The sequence below is a fragment of the Methylobacterium sp. HMF5984 genome (genome assembly GCF_045033435.1).
Classification (GTDB): Bacteria; Pseudomonadota; Alphaproteobacteria; order Rhizobiales; family Beijerinckiaceae; genus Methylobacterium.
The window spans coordinates 3409525-3423843 of record NZ_JBJFLN010000001.1; the positions used below are offsets into that span (position 1 = coordinate 3409525).

A 14319-nucleotide genomic window follows, 5' to 3' on the forward strand; every position below is an offset into this window, starting at 1 on the left:
ACCGCCCACCGGGCAAAGCCGACGAGCACGGCCTCGCGACAGGTCCGCCAAGTCGAGCCGCCTGCTGGTGTCCTCATAATAGGCCGCTCGAGGGGCCAATACCTGTGCCTGATCGCTGCGATGTTGTGATCGTGTCGGTTGTCTTCCGCACTTGCCGCCCCGCTTAACGAACCTTTAAGTCGGCCTCGCTCGCCCAGGCCACCGCCGGGCCGGCATGCCGCATGGGCTGGGACCTGACGAGACATGGCGTTCTGGGCGCGCTGGCAGAGGTTTTACGGCTCCGGGGGAACGCGGCGGCAGATGATCGGGACCGCCGCGGCGGGGCTGATCCTCGGGCTCGGCAGCGTCACGATCGGATCGAGCCTCGTCCAGGCCTCCGAGCGCGGCGGCCTGCTCGACTTCTTCCAGGAACTCTTCGCGCCCGCCCGGCCGCCGCCCGCGCCGCCGGCGCACCGCCCCGGCCGCTACGCCAACCTGCCCGACGGCCGCCGCCTCGGGTATTCGCGCCCGGTCTACCATACCCCGCGTCCCGTGGCCGACCTCCCGCTCGGCCGGTCGCGTCGCAAGCGGGCCCGCGCGGAGCGCGTGACGCGGGTCGCCGTCGCCTCGGCCGGGCGTCGCACGGTCTGCGTGCGGATGTGCGACGGCTATCTCTTCCCCCTCGGCAATCTCGGGGCACGGGCCGACATGCCGGTGCACGAGGCGGCCTGCGCCGCCGCCTGCCCGGGGGCGCCGACGAACGTCTACACCCTCGGCGCCCGCGAGACCGAGCTCGACCGCGCGATCAGCCCGCAGGGCCTGCCCTACCGGGCCTCGGCTCTGGCCAACATCTACCGCCAGCGGCGCGTCGAGAACTGTTCCTGCCAGGCCGCGCCCGGCACCCCGCCCCTGCCGCTCGCCGGCGATCTCACCCTGCGCAAGGGCGACGTCGTCGCCACCCGCGACAGCGCCGACGTGGTGACGCGAAACCGGTCGGGCTCTGTCGCCCTGGTCGACTTCCGGCAGGCCGCGATCACGCGGGGCCAGAGCCGGCGGATCGAGGCGAAGGTTGGCGCGATCCGCCGCGACGCCGAGGCGCACGCCTTCCGCCGGACGCTGCGCACGGCCGAGCGGGCGAGCCTCGTCCAGGTCGCCTCGGTCGGCGACGGCTTCCGCATCCCCGAGCGCGCCGCGATCAACCAGAACCCGATCCGCGTGGTCACGCCCTCCCCGTTCCGTTGACGTCCTCGCGCTTCGGATTGTCCGCCGCCGCGCGTTCGCGTAGCTCCGGGCCGACCGCGCCGGTCGGGATCGAAAGGAGCCTCGGATGGCGGACATGGATGCCGGTACCGATGCGCCCGACTTCGACACGGTGATGCCCGCGAGCGGCCGCCTGGAAACGTTGAGCCCCCTCGTCCGCCGCCGGGTCGCGCCGAACGGCGGCCCGTTCACCGCGAGCGGGACCTGCACCTACGTCGTCGGGCACGGACGCGTCGCGGTGATCGATCCGGGGCCGTCCGATGCCGACCACGTCGAGGCCCTGCTCGCCGATCTCGGCCAAGAGTCGGTGGCGGCGATCGTCGTCACCCACACCCATCGCGACCACTCCCCGGGCGCCCGCCTGCTGCAGGCACGCACCGGCGCGCCGATCGCCGGCTGCCTGCCGCATCGGGCCGCCCGCGCGCTCGGCGCCGGCGAGATCGGCCATCTCGATGCCGCCGCCGACCGCGACCACGTCCCCGACCGGCCGATGCACGAGGGCGATGCGCTCTCCGGCGAAGGCTGGACCCTCGTCGCGGTCGAGACGCCCGGCCACACCATGAACCACCTCGCCTTCGCCCTGCCGGAGGAGGCGGCCTTGTTCTCCGGCGATCACGTCATGGCATGGTCGACCAGCATCGTCGCGCCGCCGGACGGTTCGATGCGCGCCTACATGGATTCGCTCGACAAGCTCAGGGGCCGCGACGAGACCATCTACTGGCCGGGCCATGGCGGCCCGGTGCGCGATCCCCGGCGCTTCGTGCGCGGGTTGGCCAACCACCGCCGCCACCGCGAGGCCTCGATCCGCGCGCGCATCGCCGCCGGCGACGACACCATCCCGGCGATCGTCGCGGCCACGTACCAGAACCTCGATCCGCGCCTGCGCGGCGCGGCGGCGCTGTCGGTGTTCGCCCACCTCGAGGATCTCGTCGCGCGCGGGCTGGTGGCGACGCAGGGCGCGCCGCGCCTCGACGGGATCTTCGCACCGGGCCCCTCGCCGGCCGGCTGAGGCGCGAGACCGCCCGCCGCGCGCGGCCGCCCGACGCTACTTCACGGCGAGCGCGAGGTTCGCGACCTCGTCGAGATAGGCCCGGATGCGGTCGGCGTTGACGCCGAAATCGCGCGTGCCCAGCCGCGAGGCGGAGCGGACGTCGATGCGGGCGCCGTCGGCACGCGGCCGGACGCGGATGGTGACGTCGTCGGGCAGGTTGAGGATGAGGCTGCGCGAGACCGCCTCGATCCGGCCGTTGCCGGTCCGCCCGCCGGGGCGGATCGCCTCGACGATCTGCCACTTGCGGTTCACCGCCGCCTTGCGCGCCAGCTCGAACGCCTCGTCGGCGTCGATGTCGAGGGTCAGCGGCGCGATCTGCGGATAGGCGGCGCGCTGCCGTTCGCGGGTCGGGAGGTCGGGATCGGCGGGGTAGCGCCCGTTCCGGGCGGCGAACGCGGCGCGCGAGCGCGAGAAGGCCGGAGGGTTGTCGATGTCGGTGGTCACGTCGGTCAGCGCCGGCAGCCGGAAGCCCCGCAGCGCCGCGTAGGCCGGGTAGGCGAGCACCAGCATCGCGAGAACCAGCCCGCCGAGCGCCGCACCGAGGCCGCGGGCGCCTTCCCGCCAGACCCGGACGAAGGCGAACCCGGCGAGCGCGACGGCCAGCACCGCGACGCCGAGGCCCGCGGCCAGCGTCGCCAGCGCCGGCCCGGCCTCCGTACGGGGATCGCGGACCAGCACGATCGCGATGCCGGACACGATGAGCGAGAACAGGGCGGCCCACCGGGCCAGGGGGCCGGCGCGGGTGACGGGTTCCTCGACGAGAAGGCGGCGCATGGCTGGTGTCTGGCTTCGGGGTCGCGAACGCTATACCGGCCGGCGCGTGGCCGCGCCACTCGCCGGGATCGCCCGGTCTGCTATAGCTTGGCCCCGTGATGCCGCGTACCCGCCCCGTCCCCGATCCGGATCCTGCCGACGCCGCGGTCGATCCCCTGCGCGTCTGGTTCCGCTTCATCCGCCTCAACCGGCGGGTCACGGCGGCGATGAGCGGGACGCTGCGCGGCATCGGCCTGTCGATCCCGCAATTCGACGTGCTCTCGACGCTGACCGAGCGCGAGGGCCTGACCCAGCAGGACCTGGCGGCGCGCCTCTACGTCACGAAGGGCAACGTCTCCGGTCTGATCGACCGCCTGGTCGAGGCCGGGCTGGTCGAGCGCCGCCCGATCCCCGGCGACCGGCGCTCGCATGCGCTCCACCTCACGCCGGCCGGCGCCGACCTCGCCGCGCAGGGGCTCGCGGCGCAGGCGGCCTATGTCGGGCGGACGCTCGGGCGCCTCGGCGCCGACGACCTCGCCGCATTCGAGGGCCTCGTGCTGCGCTGGCGGGAGCTGGCCCGGTCCGAAACCGAGAGGCCGGATCGTCCCAAGGCCGATTGATCGTCGCGGGATGGCGGATCCGAGCTTCGCCCGAACTCCGGATCAGGGGGCGTAGGCGCGCGCCGAGCCGGGAATCACGACCGAGGTCGGCACGTGCAGGGGCAGGGACGACGGCGCGTCCTCGCGTTGGTCCGGATCGGCGCCCTTCTGGCTGGTGCGGACGCGGATCCCGGCCCACGGGCCGTCGATGTCGAAGGCGAGGCTTGCACGGGCGTTGTCGCCCCCGGCCTTCGGGCCGAGTTCCGCCCGGGCCCGGACGCTGCGCGCCGGCAGCGAGACCTGGCCGCGCAGGATGCCCGTGAGGTTGGCGGCCTTAAGGGTGCCCTCGCCGATCTCGCCGATCCCATCGGCGAACTTCAACGTGATCGCGGCCCGCTCGAACGGAGTGCGGCCGTTGCGGCGGGCGAGCGCGCCGGGCGCGACCGCCCCGTTGCGATGCAGGACGTCGGCGAGGTCGATCCCGGCGAGCACGCCGCCGTCGATGGCGAAGGCGGCCCGTCCGGCGACGTGCGCGGTGAGGTCCGCCGCATCGCGCCCGGTGCTCTCCAGGGCGAACTGCCCTTGCGTGCCGCCGTGAACCCAGCGCGACTCGCCGAGGTCGAGCAGGAGGGCGCCGAGGTCGAGCCGGTCGAAGGCGCCCTGCGCCTTGACCTCGGTCTCGGCCCCGTCCGCGCCGGTCGCCGACAGGGCGACCCGGCCCTTCAGGGTCGCGCCCTGGAGCTCGGCGCGGTTGAGGGCGACCTCGACCGCCCCGGGCCGCACCAGCACGCTCGCCGCGAGATCGTTCAGGAGGACCGGCCCGATCCGGCTCTCGGCCGCCGAGATGCGCAGGTCGAGGTCTCCGCCCGTGAGCGGGCCCAGGGCGATCGCCTGAGCGCCCTGGAGGGCGCCGTCGACCGTCGATCCGCCGAAGATCTGCATCAGGCCGCCGAGCAGGGGCGCCAGGTTCAGGCTGTCGCTGGCGAGCGTGGCCTGGACCGCGGTGCGGGCCTCGCCGAGGCTCACGGACCCCGCGCCCTCGAGCACGTCGTCGCCGAACGTGGCGCGCAGGCTGGAGAACGCCATCGTGCGGCCGGCGGCCTCGAAGCGTCCGTCGAGGGCCAGCGTCCGGATGAAGGGGGCCAAGGCCACGTCGCTGCCGATCCAGGCCATCGTCTCGGAAAGCGAACGCGTCTCGATCCGCCCCTGCCCCTGGATCGCGAGGCCTCCCGCGGTCCGGGCGCTGCCCTCTGCGGCCAAGCTCCCGGTGGGCCAGGCGGCATCGAGCCTGAACGGCGACGCGGCGCCGCTCAGCAGGTCGTTCGCGCGCAGGCCGATGAGCGCGACGCTGGTGCGCGCGCCGCGCCAGGTGAAGCTCGCCGCCGCGTCGAGGCCGGCGCTCCAGAGCGGCCAAGCGAGGGTGAGGTCGACCGCCTGCGCGCCGCCGCCGGGGCTCGCCGCGTCGAGGGTCGCGCCGGTCAGCGTGATCCGGCGCGGGTGATTCGTGCCGCCTTGGCCGAGCCGCGCGGCGGTCCGGCGCACCGGCTCGGCCCAGCGCGGATCGTCGGCGCCCTCCGGCATGTGGATCGTGACGCCCCCCAGCGCGAGCGAGCCGAGGTCGGCCTGGCCCGAGAGCAGGGCGAGCGGGTTGAGGTCGAGATCGAGGCTGCCGCCCTCGATCAGCGCCGGGCCGCCGGCCTGCGCGGCGGTGATCCGGGTGCGGGTAAAGCTCAGGCGCGGCAGGGGCAGCAACGTCATCGTGGTCGCGCCCTCGGCGGTGAGCGCGAAGCCGAAATCGCGCAGGCCGCGGCTGACGAAGGCCGCCGCCGTCGGGGTGCCGACCGGCCAGGGCAGGGTCGCGAGGCCGGTCCCGAGGACGGCGAGCGACGCGAAGCCGACGGCGAGAAGGAGGCGGCGCGGCGACATTGCACTCCGGGCAGGCACGTCGCGGGCCGCCCGAGGGGCGGCGAAGTCGCGACGGGGGACGACGAGCGGCCCCGGATGTTTCAGGCTCACCCCGCCGTCATGCATCGGACCGTTCGGGTGATTCCCTTAAAGCGTCCGATCGGCTTTGTCTGCCCGCAGCGCCCGGCCGTCCCCGCCGCCGTCGTGCGGACGGCCGGGGCCGCGCTTCCCGACGCCGGGCGCCTTTACCGGCGCGCCGGAATCGGGGACAGCTTTCGCGGAACGAATGTCGGCGCGATCGCGCGCGGGCCGGAAGGGTTCAGTGTCCATGAAGAAGGTCTATGCGGATCCGACGTCGGCGCTCGCGGGGCTGCTTAAGAACGACATGATGGTGATGTGCGGCGGCTTCGGCCTCTGCGGCATCCCCGACGAGCTGATCGAGGCGGTGCGGGAATCGGGCGTGAAGGGGCTGACCATCGTCTCGAACAACGCCGGCATCGACGGCGTCGGCCTCGGCAAGCTGCTCGAGACCCGGCAGGTCGCGAAGATGATCTCGTCCTATGTCGGCGAGAACAAGGAGTTCGCCCGGCAGTACCTCGGCGGCGAGCTCCAGATCGAGTTCAATCCGCAGGGGACGCTGGCCGAGCGCATCCGCGCGGGCGGGGCCGGCATCCCGGCCTTCTTCACCAAGACCGGCGTCGGCACGAAGGTGGCCGAAGGCAAGGAGGTGCGCGAATTCGACGGCGAGCACTTCGTGATGGAGCGCGGGCTGTTCGCGGACCTCGCCATCGTCCACGCCCATACCGGCGACACCGAGGGCAACCTGCGCTACCGGAAGACCGCGCGGAACTTCAACCCGATGATGGCGACCGCCGCGACGATGACGGTGGCGCAGGTCGAGCACCTGGTGCAGCCCGGCGAGATCGACGCCGACGACATCCACACCCCCGGCATCTTCGTGAAGCGGATCATCCACGTTCCGGGGCGCGAGAAGCGGATCGAGCAGCGCACGGTGCGCAAGCGCGCCGAGGCCGCTCCGGCCGCGGCCGGCGGCGGCGCCGTCTGAGCCCGCGACGACCTCCGGCCGTGAGGCCGCAAGCGCGAAGCGCGTCGCCGCGGGTGCGGCGGACGGCGCGGGACGCGCCCCACAGGAACCCGGCCGTGAGGCCGCAAGCGCGAAGCGCGTCGCCGCGGGTGCGGCGGACGGCGCGGGACGCGCCCCACATCAGGAGATCGAAAAATGGCCTGGACCCGCGAGCAGATGGCGGCGCGTGCCGCGCGTGAGCTGGAAGACGGCTTCTACGTGAACCTCGGAATCGGCATCCCGACGCTGGTGTCGAACTACATTCCCAAGGGCATGTCGGTGCAGCTCCAGTCGGAGAACGGCATGCTCGGCATGGGGCCGTTCCCGTTCGAGGGCGAGGAGGACGCCGACCTGATCAATGCCGGCAAGCAGACGATCACGGCGCTGCCGACGACGAGCTACTTCTCCTCGGCCGATTCCTTCGGGATGATCCGCGGCGGCCACATCAACCTGTCGATCCTGGGCGCCATGCAGGTGGCCGGAAACGGCGATCTCGCCAACTGGATGATCCCCGGCAAGATGGTGAAGGGCATGGGCGGCGCCATGGACCTCGTGGCCGGCGTCAAGCGCGTCGTCGTCGTGATGGAGCACGTGGCGAAGAACAAGGACGGCACCGAGAGCCCGAAGCTGCTCAAGGAATGCGACCTGCCGCTCACCGGCACGCACGTGGTCGACCTCGTCATCACCGACCTCGGCGTGTTCACGATCGACAAGCACGGCGACGGCGGGATGCGGCTGATCGAGCTCGCGGAGGGCGTCACCGAGGAGGAGATCCGCAGCAAGACCGAGGCGGCCTACACGGTGGCGCTCGCCTGAAACTTACACCGCGGCTCGGCCGCCCCGCCTGGCGCCGAGCCACGTCGCGGCGCCGACCGCGAGGCCGACCGCGGCGATGAGCAGCGTCGAGGCTGCGTTGATCTCGGGGTTCACGCCGAGCCGGACCTGGCTGTAGAGCCGCATCGGCAGGGTGGTCGCGCCGGGCCCCGAGACGAAGCTCGCGACGACGAGGTCGTCGAGCGACAGGGTGAAGGCGAGCAGGAACCCGGCGGCGATGCCGGGGGCGAGCAGCGGCAGCGTCACCGTCCTGAACACCCGGAACGGCCCGGCGCCGAGGTCGGCGGCGGCCTCCTCCAGGTCGCGGTCGAGCCCGCGCAGGCGGGCGGCGACCACGACCGCGACGAAGCCGGTGCCGAGGGTGGCGTGGGCGACGACGATCGCGCCGAGGCCGCGGTCGATGCCGACCCCGACGAACAGCAGCAGCAGCGACAGGCCGGTGATCACCTCCGGCATCACCATCGGCGCGGTGACGAGCCCGGTGAACGGCGTGCGCCCGCGGAAGCGTCCGTGCCGCGCGAGCGCGAGGGCGGCCAGCGTGCCCAGCGCCGTCGCGATGACGGCCGACAGCGTCGCGACGCGGAGCGACACCCAGGCGGCCTCGAGCAACGGCCCGTCGGCGAGCAGGACGCCGTACCACCGTGTCGAGAACCCGCCCCACACCGTGACCAGGGCCGAGGCGTTGAACGAGTAGACCACCAGCACCAGGATGGGCGCGTACAGGAAGCCGAGCCCGAGGAGCAGCGCCGTGCGGGTGAGCGCGGTCGGACGATGCGCGGTCATGGTGCGCCCTCGCCGCTCGCGGCCTCGGCGGCGGCGTCGCGGAACAGCACCACCGGGCCGACGACGAGAACCAGCAGCAGGATCGCCACCGCCGAGGCGAGCGGCCAATCGCGGTTGGTGAAGAACTCGCTCCAGAGCACGCGCCCGAGCATCAGCGTCTCGGAGCCGCCGAGCAGGTCCGGGATCACGAACTCGCCGACCATGGGGATGAAGCACAGCGCCGCGCCCGCCAGCAGCCCGGGCAGGGCGAGCGGCAGCGTCACGGTCCAGAACACCCGCGTCGGCGAGGCGCCGAGGTCGGCCGCCGCCTCGCGCAACGCCGGATCGAGGCGGCTCAGCACCGCGTAGAGCGGCAGGACCATGAACGGCAGGTAGGCGTAGACGAGGCCGATCAGCACCGCGGCGGGGGTGTTCAGGATCTCCAGCGGCTGCGCGATCAGCCCGAGGCGCAGCAGCCCGAGATTGAGCAGGCCCTCGGGCTTCAGGATCGCGATCCAGGCGTAGACCCGGATCAGGAAGCTCGTCCAGAACGGCACCACGACGAGCGCGACGAGCAGCGGCTGGCGCGCCGCCGGGCTGCGGGCGATGGCGTAGGCGAGCGGCGTGGCGATGCCCGCCAGGATCGCGGTCGCCGCGAGCGCGTAGGCCAGCGACGTCAGGGCCGCGTCGCGATAGAGCGCGTCGGTGGCGAGCGTGACGTAGTTCTCGAAATTGAGCGCCCTGAGGAAGTCCGACCAATCCCCCGCGCCGCCCCGCCAGTCGAGCACCGGCAGGTACGGCGGCATCGCGGTCGCCGGCTCCGACAGGCTGATCTTCAAGGTGATGACGAACGGCACCAGGAAGAAGGCGCCGAGCCAGAGCCAGACCGGCAGGCGGAGAAGGGCTGCAAGAGCGCGCGCACGCGACGGTGCGGTCATCGCATCGACCTCTTTCCCCTTCCGGCCACCGAGGCGCCGATATTCTCACATCGCGCGAGCGGAGCCGTCCGGCCTTCCCTCCCCCCGCAGAGGGGGGAGGGAACGGGTGGCGACGTCGACGCGCGAGGCATGACGATGATCGTGGGGATCGCTCGTCCTCTCATGCCGGCAGGATCGTCGCGGCGTCGGGGGCGAAGCGGACCGCGACCGCTTCGCCCACGGCCGGCGCGCCCTCGCCCGGCGCGGTTGTCGCGCGCAGGCAGGTGCCGTCGGCGAGGCGGACGACGCGGCGGGTGCGGTCGCCGAGGAAGGTCTCCTCGATCAGCGTCCCGGGCACGCCCTCCCCGCTCAGGCTCAGTTCTTCGGGACGCACGGCGAGGACGATGTCGGCGCCGGCTGAAAGCGGCGCGTCCGGCGCGCGCGCAAGCAGCGGTCCCACCGCGCTCTCGACGCCGCGATGCGGGCCGGGCTCCTCCGCCCCGAGGCGGCCGGGGATGAGGTTCACGTCGCCGAGCAGGCCCGCGACGAATCGCGTGGCCGGCCGGCGGTAGAGGTCGGCCGGGCGGCCCACCTGCACGAGCCGGCCGCGATCCATCACGCCGATGCGGTCGGCCAGGGTCATCGCCTCCGCGGGATCGTGGGTGACGACGACGAAGGTGGTGGCGAGGCGGCGCTGCAGCGCGCGCAGCTCCGCCTGCGTCTCCTCGCGCAGCGTGCGGTCGAGGGCCGCCATCGGCTCGTCGAGGAGCAGCACCCGCGGCTCGCGGGCGAGCGCCCGGGCCAACGCCACGCGCTGGCGCTGGCCGCCCGAGAGCGTCGCCGGCGCGCGGTCCGCGAAGCCCTCGAGGCGCACGAGGCGCAGCAGCGCGGCGACCCGCTCGGCCGTCGCCGCGCGGCCGGCGACGAGGCCATCGAGCCCGTAGGCGACGTTCCGGCCGACGCTCACGTGCGGGAACAGCGCGTAGGACTGGAACATCATGTTCACCGGCCGGCGATGGGCCGGCAGCGCGGCGAGGTCCTGGTCGCCGAGGCGGATCGTGCCCGAGCTCGGCGCCTCGAACCCGGCGATCAGGCGCAGCAGCGTGCTCTTCCCGCACCCCGAAGGCCCGAGCAGGCAGAAGAACTCGGACGCCGCCAGGTCGAGGGAGACGGCGTCGACGGCCGTTCCGGCCCCGAACCGCTTGGTCAGGTTCTCGAGTCGCAGCAGCGGCGCGGACAAGGGCTCAGCCGTCCTCGCGCAGGGCCTCGGCGACCCGGGCCTCCAGCAGGTCCGGCCGGCGGATCACGAGGGCGCCGCGGGTGCGGTCGACGAGGCCCTCGGCCGCCATCACCGTGAACTCGCGGGTCACCTGCTCGCGGCGGCAGCCGATGCGGGCGGCGAGCACGTGGTGGTAGGGCGGCGGCGTCACCACCCGCTCGTCGCCCCCGCCCGCGCGCGGCACCGAGAGCCGCAGCAGCTCGGCATAGAGGCGGTGGCGCAGGTCGAGCAGCGCGTGCTCCATCAGGCGGGTGTTGAGCTCGCGCACGCGCTTGGTCAGCAGGCGGAACAGCCGGTCGGCGATGGCTTCCGAGGCGAACACCATCTGCCGGAACACCGAGGCCGGGACGACGCAGAGCTCGCCGCGGGTCAGCGCCGTGACGTTGGCCGAGCGGCCGACGCCGTCCAGCGCCGACAGCTCCCCGAAGAACGCGCCGCCGCGCATCTCGCCCAGGATCACCTCCTTGCCGGACTGCGTGCGGTTGAGGATGCGCACCTCGCCGGTGGCGAGGAAGTAGACGTCGGTGGAGACGTCGTCGAAGTCGACCAGCACCTCGTTCTCGTCGAAGCGGCGCCAGTGGCAGCGCGTCTCGAAGGGGCCGAGCTCGATGCCCGGCTCCTTGAAGAACGGAATGGTGGAGAGCCGTGCCATCGAAAACCGGTCCCTTCGCGATGCGCCGGGACCGCCGCGCCGCGGACCGTCTGAAAGTCCGCGCGACCGGCCCGACCCGGAGCATCGCGTCGTCGAGCTTGTTGCGGGATCGTGACGACCGGGTCGTCACCGGTCAAGCCGACCGTCGGCGATGGAGGTGGATGGGGCCGCGCCGGACTACGCGAGACTGTGATTTCCCGTTCGCGCCGACGTCGCTTAGGTGAAGGACCGCATTCGGCCTGCGAGGGCGCCCGGGATCCGGAATGCCGCGCCTGTTGCCCCCCGATCGAAGGCCTCCGGGCTCACCGCCCGACCTTTTCGCGCCGGGACGCGCGGCGATTTCGATCCCCCTCGACGCGCGCCACGCCCCGGCCGGTCCCGTGTTCGGCGGTCGTCGGGCGACCCTCGGGGCCGCGTTCACGCTGGCGGGACGCGGGCTTCACACCGGGCGCCGCGCGACCGTCCGCGTCGGCCCGGCCCCGCCCGGGCACGGCATCGTCTTCCGCCGGCGGCTTCACGGCGGGCGAACGGTCGACGTCCCGGCGCTGTGGACCCTGCGCGAGCGCCAGCCTTTGTGCACGGCGTTGCGCTCGCCGGAGGGGCCGCTGGTCCGCACCGTCGAGCACCTGCTCGCCGCGCTCTCGGCCGAGCGCATCGACGAGGCGCTCGTCGAGATCGATGCCGAGGAGCTTCCGATCTTCGACGGCAGCGCGGTGCCCTGGTGCCGCGCGATCCGCGCGGCGGGCCGGATCGAGAATGGCGAGCCGCGCCGCATGATCCGGGTGCTGCGAACCGTCGAGGTGGTGGACGGCCGGCGCACGCTGCGCATCGCGCCGCATGACGGGCTCCACGTCTCCGCCCACCTCGCGCTGGCGCATTTCGGCCCGCTCGACTGGTCCGGCCCGGTCACGCCGGACGTCTTCCTCGCGGAGATCGCGCCGGCGCGCAGCTTCGGGCGCTACTGGCGCGCGATGCTCGGGCGCGCCTACGGCTTCGCGACGCGCAAGCCGTTCCTGCAGGGCTGCGGCGCGCGCTCGGCGGCGATGATCGTGCGCGGGGGGATCGTCGGCGGGATGCGGGTGCCCGACGAGCCGGTGCGCCACCGCGTCCTCGACCTCGTCGGCGACCTCGCGCTCGCCGGCCATCCGATCCTCGGGCGGCTGACGGCGGCCCATACCGGGCACGAGCTCAACCACGCGCTGGTCGCCAAGCTGATGTCCGACCCGACGGCTTGGGATCTGGTCTGAGGCGTCCCACGACTCAAGCGCATGGCACCGCACGCTTGCCACCGGGCGCCGGTCTCGCCAGAACGCCCCATGCTCCGCGTCAACGACCTCACCCTCCGCATCGGCGAGCGCCTGATCCTCGACGGCGCGAGCTTCTCGATCCCCGACCGCGCCCGCGTCGGCCTCGTCGGCCGCAACGGCGCCGGCAAGACCACCTTGTTCAAGGCGATCCTCGGCGAGTGGCCGGTGGATGCGAGCGCGGTCTCGATGCCCAAGGGCATGCGCATCGGCGCGGTGGCGCAGGAGGCGCCGGCCGGGCCCGAGACGCTCCATGCGGTCGTGCTCGCCGCCGACACCGAGCGCGCGAAGCTCATGGCCGAGGCGGAGGGCGCCGACGGGCTGCGCCGTGCCGAGATCGAGACGCGGCTCGTCGACATCGGCGCGCATTCGGCGCCGGCCCGCGCGGCGGCGATCCTGCACGGCCTCGGCTTCGACGCGGCGGCGCAGAACCGGCCGTGCTCGGACTTCTCGGGCGGCTGGCGGATGCGCGTGGCGCTCGCCGCGGTGCTGTTCTCCGAGCCCGACCTGCTGCTGCTGGACGAGCCGACCAACTACCTCGACATCGAGGGCACGATCTGGCTCTACGACTACCTCGAGCGCTATCCCCGCACCGCGATCATCATCTCCCACGACCGCGACCTGCTCGACGAGTCGGTCGACCACATCCTGCACCTCGACCGCGGCAAGCTGACGATCTACCGCGGCGGCTACACCTCCTTCGCCAAGCAGCTCTCCGAGAAGCGGATGCTGCAGGCCAAGGCCAAGGTGAAGCAGGATGCCGAGCGGGCGCATCTCCAGAGCTTCATCGACCGGTTCAAGGCCAAGGCGACGAAGGCGCGCCAAGCGCAGTCGCGCGTCAAGAAGCTCGCCAAGATGGTGCCGATCGCCGGGCTGATCGAGGACGACGTGCCGGTGATCCACCTGCCGAGCCCGGAGAAGCCGCTCTCGCCGCCGATCGTGGCGATGGAGCGGGTGGCGGCCGGCTACCCCGACCGCATCGTGCTCTCGGGCCTCAACCTCAGCCTCGCCCCCGACGACCGCGTCGCGCTGCTCGGCGCCAACGGCAACGGCAAGTCGACCTTCTGCAAGCTCATCGGCGGCCGGCTCGACGCGCTGTCCGGCGAGCTGCGCCGCTCCTCGAAGATGAAGGTCGCCTACTTCGCCCAGCATCAGCTCGACGAGCTGCGCCCGGCCGAGAACGCGGTGGCGCACCTGCGCACGCTGATGCCGGACGCCCCCGAGGCGCGGGTGCGCGCCGCCACCGCCCGGCTCGGGTTTCCCGCCAACAAGGCGGACACGCCGGTCTCGCAGCTCTCGGGCGGCGAGAAGGCCCGCCTGCTGATGGGGCTCGCCGCCTTCGAGGGGCCGCACCTGCTGATCCTCGACGAGCCGACCAACCACCTCGACATCGAGAGCCGGCAGGCGCTGGTCGAGGCGATCAACGACTACGAGGGCGCGGTCATCCTGGTCAGCCACGACCGCTTCCTGGTCGAGGCCTGCGCCGACCGGCTCTGGCTGGTCGCCGACGGCTCCGTGAAAACCTTCGACGGCGACATGGACGATTACCGGCGCCTCGTGCTGGCCGGTCCCGAGCGCGACGCCGCCCGCGACGAGGACGCCTCGGGCGGCAAGCAGGCCGAGGCGCGGCGCTCGGCGGTGGAGCGCCGCGCCGCGCTTGCCCCCTTGCGCAAGCGGCTCGAAGGCTTGGAGGCGCGCATGGACAAGCTCACCGCCGCCATCACCAAGATCGACGCGGCGCTCGGCGACGGCACCGCCTTCCTCCAGAACGCGGCCAAGGCCGGCGAGATCGCGAAGATGCGCGCCGACGCGGTCGCGGCGCTCGGGGCCGCCGAGGAGGAATGGCTCTCGGTGAGCGGGGAGATCGAGGCGGCGGCCTGATCGGCCTTCAGCCCCTGTACAGGCGCGGCCCGCGACAGGATGTCGACGTTCCACGATAC

General features: G+C 73.2%; 13 protein-coding genes. 7 read left to right on the top strand and 6 right to left on the bottom strand.

What is annotated here, in order from left to right; genetic code table 11:
• Positions 1 to 300: 300 nt before the first annotated feature.
• Together ACFZ8E_RS16520 and ACFZ8E_RS16525 are read left to right on the top strand one after the other, a co-directional pair.
• A complete protein-coding gene (locus tag ACFZ8E_RS16520) occupies positions 301 to 1221 on the top strand; it encodes a DUF2865 domain-containing protein (RefSeq protein WP_405043279.1) in 921 nt (306 codons plus the stop codon).
• Positions 1222 to 1315: 94 nt separating this feature from the next.
• Entirely contained in the window at positions 1316 to 2248 is a 933-nt protein-coding gene (locus ACFZ8E_RS16525; protein ID WP_243933260.1) for an MBL fold metallo-hydrolase, read from the top strand.
• Between the two features lie 36 nt (positions 2249 to 2284).
• On the opposite strand, the gene ACFZ8E_RS16530 is transcribed toward ACFZ8E_RS16525, so the two are convergent.
• A complete protein-coding gene (locus tag ACFZ8E_RS16530) occupies positions 2285 to 3064 on the bottom strand; it encodes a DUF1499 domain-containing protein (protein WP_243985313.1) in 780 nt (259 codons plus the stop codon).
• A gap of 98 nt (positions 3065 to 3162) precedes the next feature.
• Here ACFZ8E_RS16530 and ACFZ8E_RS16535 point away from each other — a divergent pair, with 98 nt between their 5' ends.
• Entirely contained in the window at positions 3163 to 3663 is a 501-nt protein-coding gene (locus tag ACFZ8E_RS16535; protein ID WP_147729407.1) for a MarR family winged helix-turn-helix transcriptional regulator, read from the top strand.
• 42 nt (positions 3664 to 3705) lie between these two features.
• On the opposite strand, the gene ACFZ8E_RS16540 is transcribed toward ACFZ8E_RS16535, so the two are convergent.
• The gene (locus ACFZ8E_RS16540) at positions 3706 to 5568 is read right to left on the bottom strand and encodes an AsmA family protein (protein ID WP_405043280.1); all 1863 of its coding nucleotides are present in this window, start codon (positions 5566 to 5568) and stop codon (positions 3706 to 3708) included.
• A gap of 307 nt (positions 5569 to 5875) precedes the next feature.
• Between ACFZ8E_RS16540 and ACFZ8E_RS16545 the strand changes: the two genes are divergently transcribed.
• Positions 5876 to 6613, top strand: coding sequence for a CoA transferase subunit A (locus tag ACFZ8E_RS16545; protein ID WP_243933255.1), 738 nt, complete (start codon positions 5876 to 5878; stop codon positions 6611 to 6613).
• Positions 6614 to 6787: 174 nt separating this feature from the next.
• Complete coding sequence (locus tag ACFZ8E_RS16550) at positions 6788 to 7447, top strand: 3-oxoacid CoA-transferase subunit B (protein ID WP_405043281.1); 660 nt, start codon at positions 6788 to 6790, stop codon at positions 7445 to 7447.
• Between the two features lie 3 nt (positions 7448 to 7450).
• On the opposite strand, the gene ACFZ8E_RS16555 is transcribed toward ACFZ8E_RS16550, so the two are convergent.
• From ACFZ8E_RS16555 to ACFZ8E_RS16570, 4 genes are all read right to left on the bottom strand, one after another.
• Complete coding sequence (locus ACFZ8E_RS16555; RefSeq protein WP_405043282.1) at positions 7451 to 8248, bottom strand: ABC transporter permease; 798 nt, start codon at positions 8246 to 8248, stop codon at positions 7451 to 7453.
• Positions 8245 to 9165, bottom strand: coding sequence for an ABC transporter permease subunit (locus ACFZ8E_RS16560; protein ID WP_147842667.1), 921 nt, complete (start codon positions 9163 to 9165; stop codon positions 8245 to 8247). Before ACFZ8E_RS16560 ends, ACFZ8E_RS16555 begins: the two co-directional genes overlap by 4 nt.
• A gap of 160 nt (positions 9166 to 9325) precedes the next feature.
• Positions 9326 to 10384, bottom strand: a complete 1059-nt coding sequence (locus tag ACFZ8E_RS16565; protein WP_405043283.1) for an ABC transporter ATP-binding protein — start codon at positions 10382 to 10384, stop codon at positions 9326 to 9328.
• 4 nt (positions 10385 to 10388) lie between these two features.
• The gene (locus ACFZ8E_RS16570; RefSeq protein ID WP_147727456.1) at positions 10389 to 11075 is read right to left on the bottom strand and encodes a Crp/Fnr family transcriptional regulator; all 687 of its coding nucleotides are present in this window, start codon (positions 11073 to 11075) and stop codon (positions 10389 to 10391) included.
• A 380-nt stretch (positions 11076 to 11455) separates the two neighbouring features.
• On the opposite strand from ACFZ8E_RS16570, the gene ACFZ8E_RS16575 reads away from it, so the two are divergent.
• Positions 11456 to 12322, top strand: a complete 867-nt coding sequence (locus tag ACFZ8E_RS16575) for a UDP-3-O-acyl-N-acetylglucosamine deacetylase (RefSeq protein ID WP_243946878.1) — start codon at positions 11456 to 11458, stop codon at positions 12320 to 12322.
• 69 nt (positions 12323 to 12391) lie between these two features.
• Entirely contained in the window at positions 12392 to 14260 is a 1869-nt protein-coding gene (locus ACFZ8E_RS16580) for an ABC-F family ATP-binding cassette domain-containing protein (RefSeq protein WP_405043284.1), read from the top strand.
• Positions 14261 to 14319 lie beyond the last annotated feature (59 nt).

What these genes read in the sequence shown, in the direction of transcription:
- ACFZ8E_RS16520 (WP_405043279.1), top strand. Translation starts at nt 301, where the DNA reads ATGATCGGGACCGCCGCGGCGGGGCTGATCCTCGGGCTCGGCAGCGTC.
- ACFZ8E_RS16525 (WP_243933260.1), top strand. Translation starts at nt 1,316, where the DNA reads ATGGATGCCGGTACCGATGCGCCCGACTTCGACACGGTGATGCCCGCG.
- ACFZ8E_RS16530 (WP_243985313.1), bottom strand. Translation starts at nt 3,064, where the DNA reads ATGCGCCGCCTTCTCGTCGAGGAACCCGTCACCCGCGCCGGCCCCCTG.
- ACFZ8E_RS16535 (WP_147729407.1), top strand. Translation starts at nt 3,163, where the DNA reads ATGCCGCGTACCCGCCCCGTCCCCGATCCGGATCCTGCCGACGCCGCG.
- ACFZ8E_RS16540 (WP_405043280.1), bottom strand. Translation starts at nt 5,568, where the DNA reads ATGTCGCCGCGCCGCCTCCTTCTCGCCGTCGGCTTCGCGTCGCTCGCC.
- ACFZ8E_RS16545 (WP_243933255.1), top strand. Translation starts at nt 5,876, where the DNA reads ATGAAGAAGGTCTATGCGGATCCGACGTCGGCGCTCGCGGGGCTGCTT.
- ACFZ8E_RS16550 (WP_405043281.1), top strand. Translation starts at nt 6,788, where the DNA reads ATGGCCTGGACCCGCGAGCAGATGGCGGCGCGTGCCGCGCGTGAGCTG.
- ACFZ8E_RS16555 (WP_405043282.1), bottom strand. Translation starts at nt 8,248, where the DNA reads ATGACCGCGCATCGTCCGACCGCGCTCACCCGCACGGCGCTGCTCCTC.
- ACFZ8E_RS16560 (WP_147842667.1), bottom strand. Translation starts at nt 9,165, where the DNA reads ATGACCGCACCGTCGCGTGCGCGCGCTCTTGCAGCCCTTCTCCGCCTG.
- ACFZ8E_RS16570 (WP_147727456.1), bottom strand. Translation starts at nt 11,075, where the DNA reads ATGGCACGGCTCTCCACCATTCCGTTCTTCAAGGAGCCGGGCATCGAG.
- ACFZ8E_RS16580 (WP_405043284.1), top strand. Translation starts at nt 12,392, where the DNA reads ATGCTCCGCGTCAACGACCTCACCCTCCGCATCGGCGAGCGCCTGATC.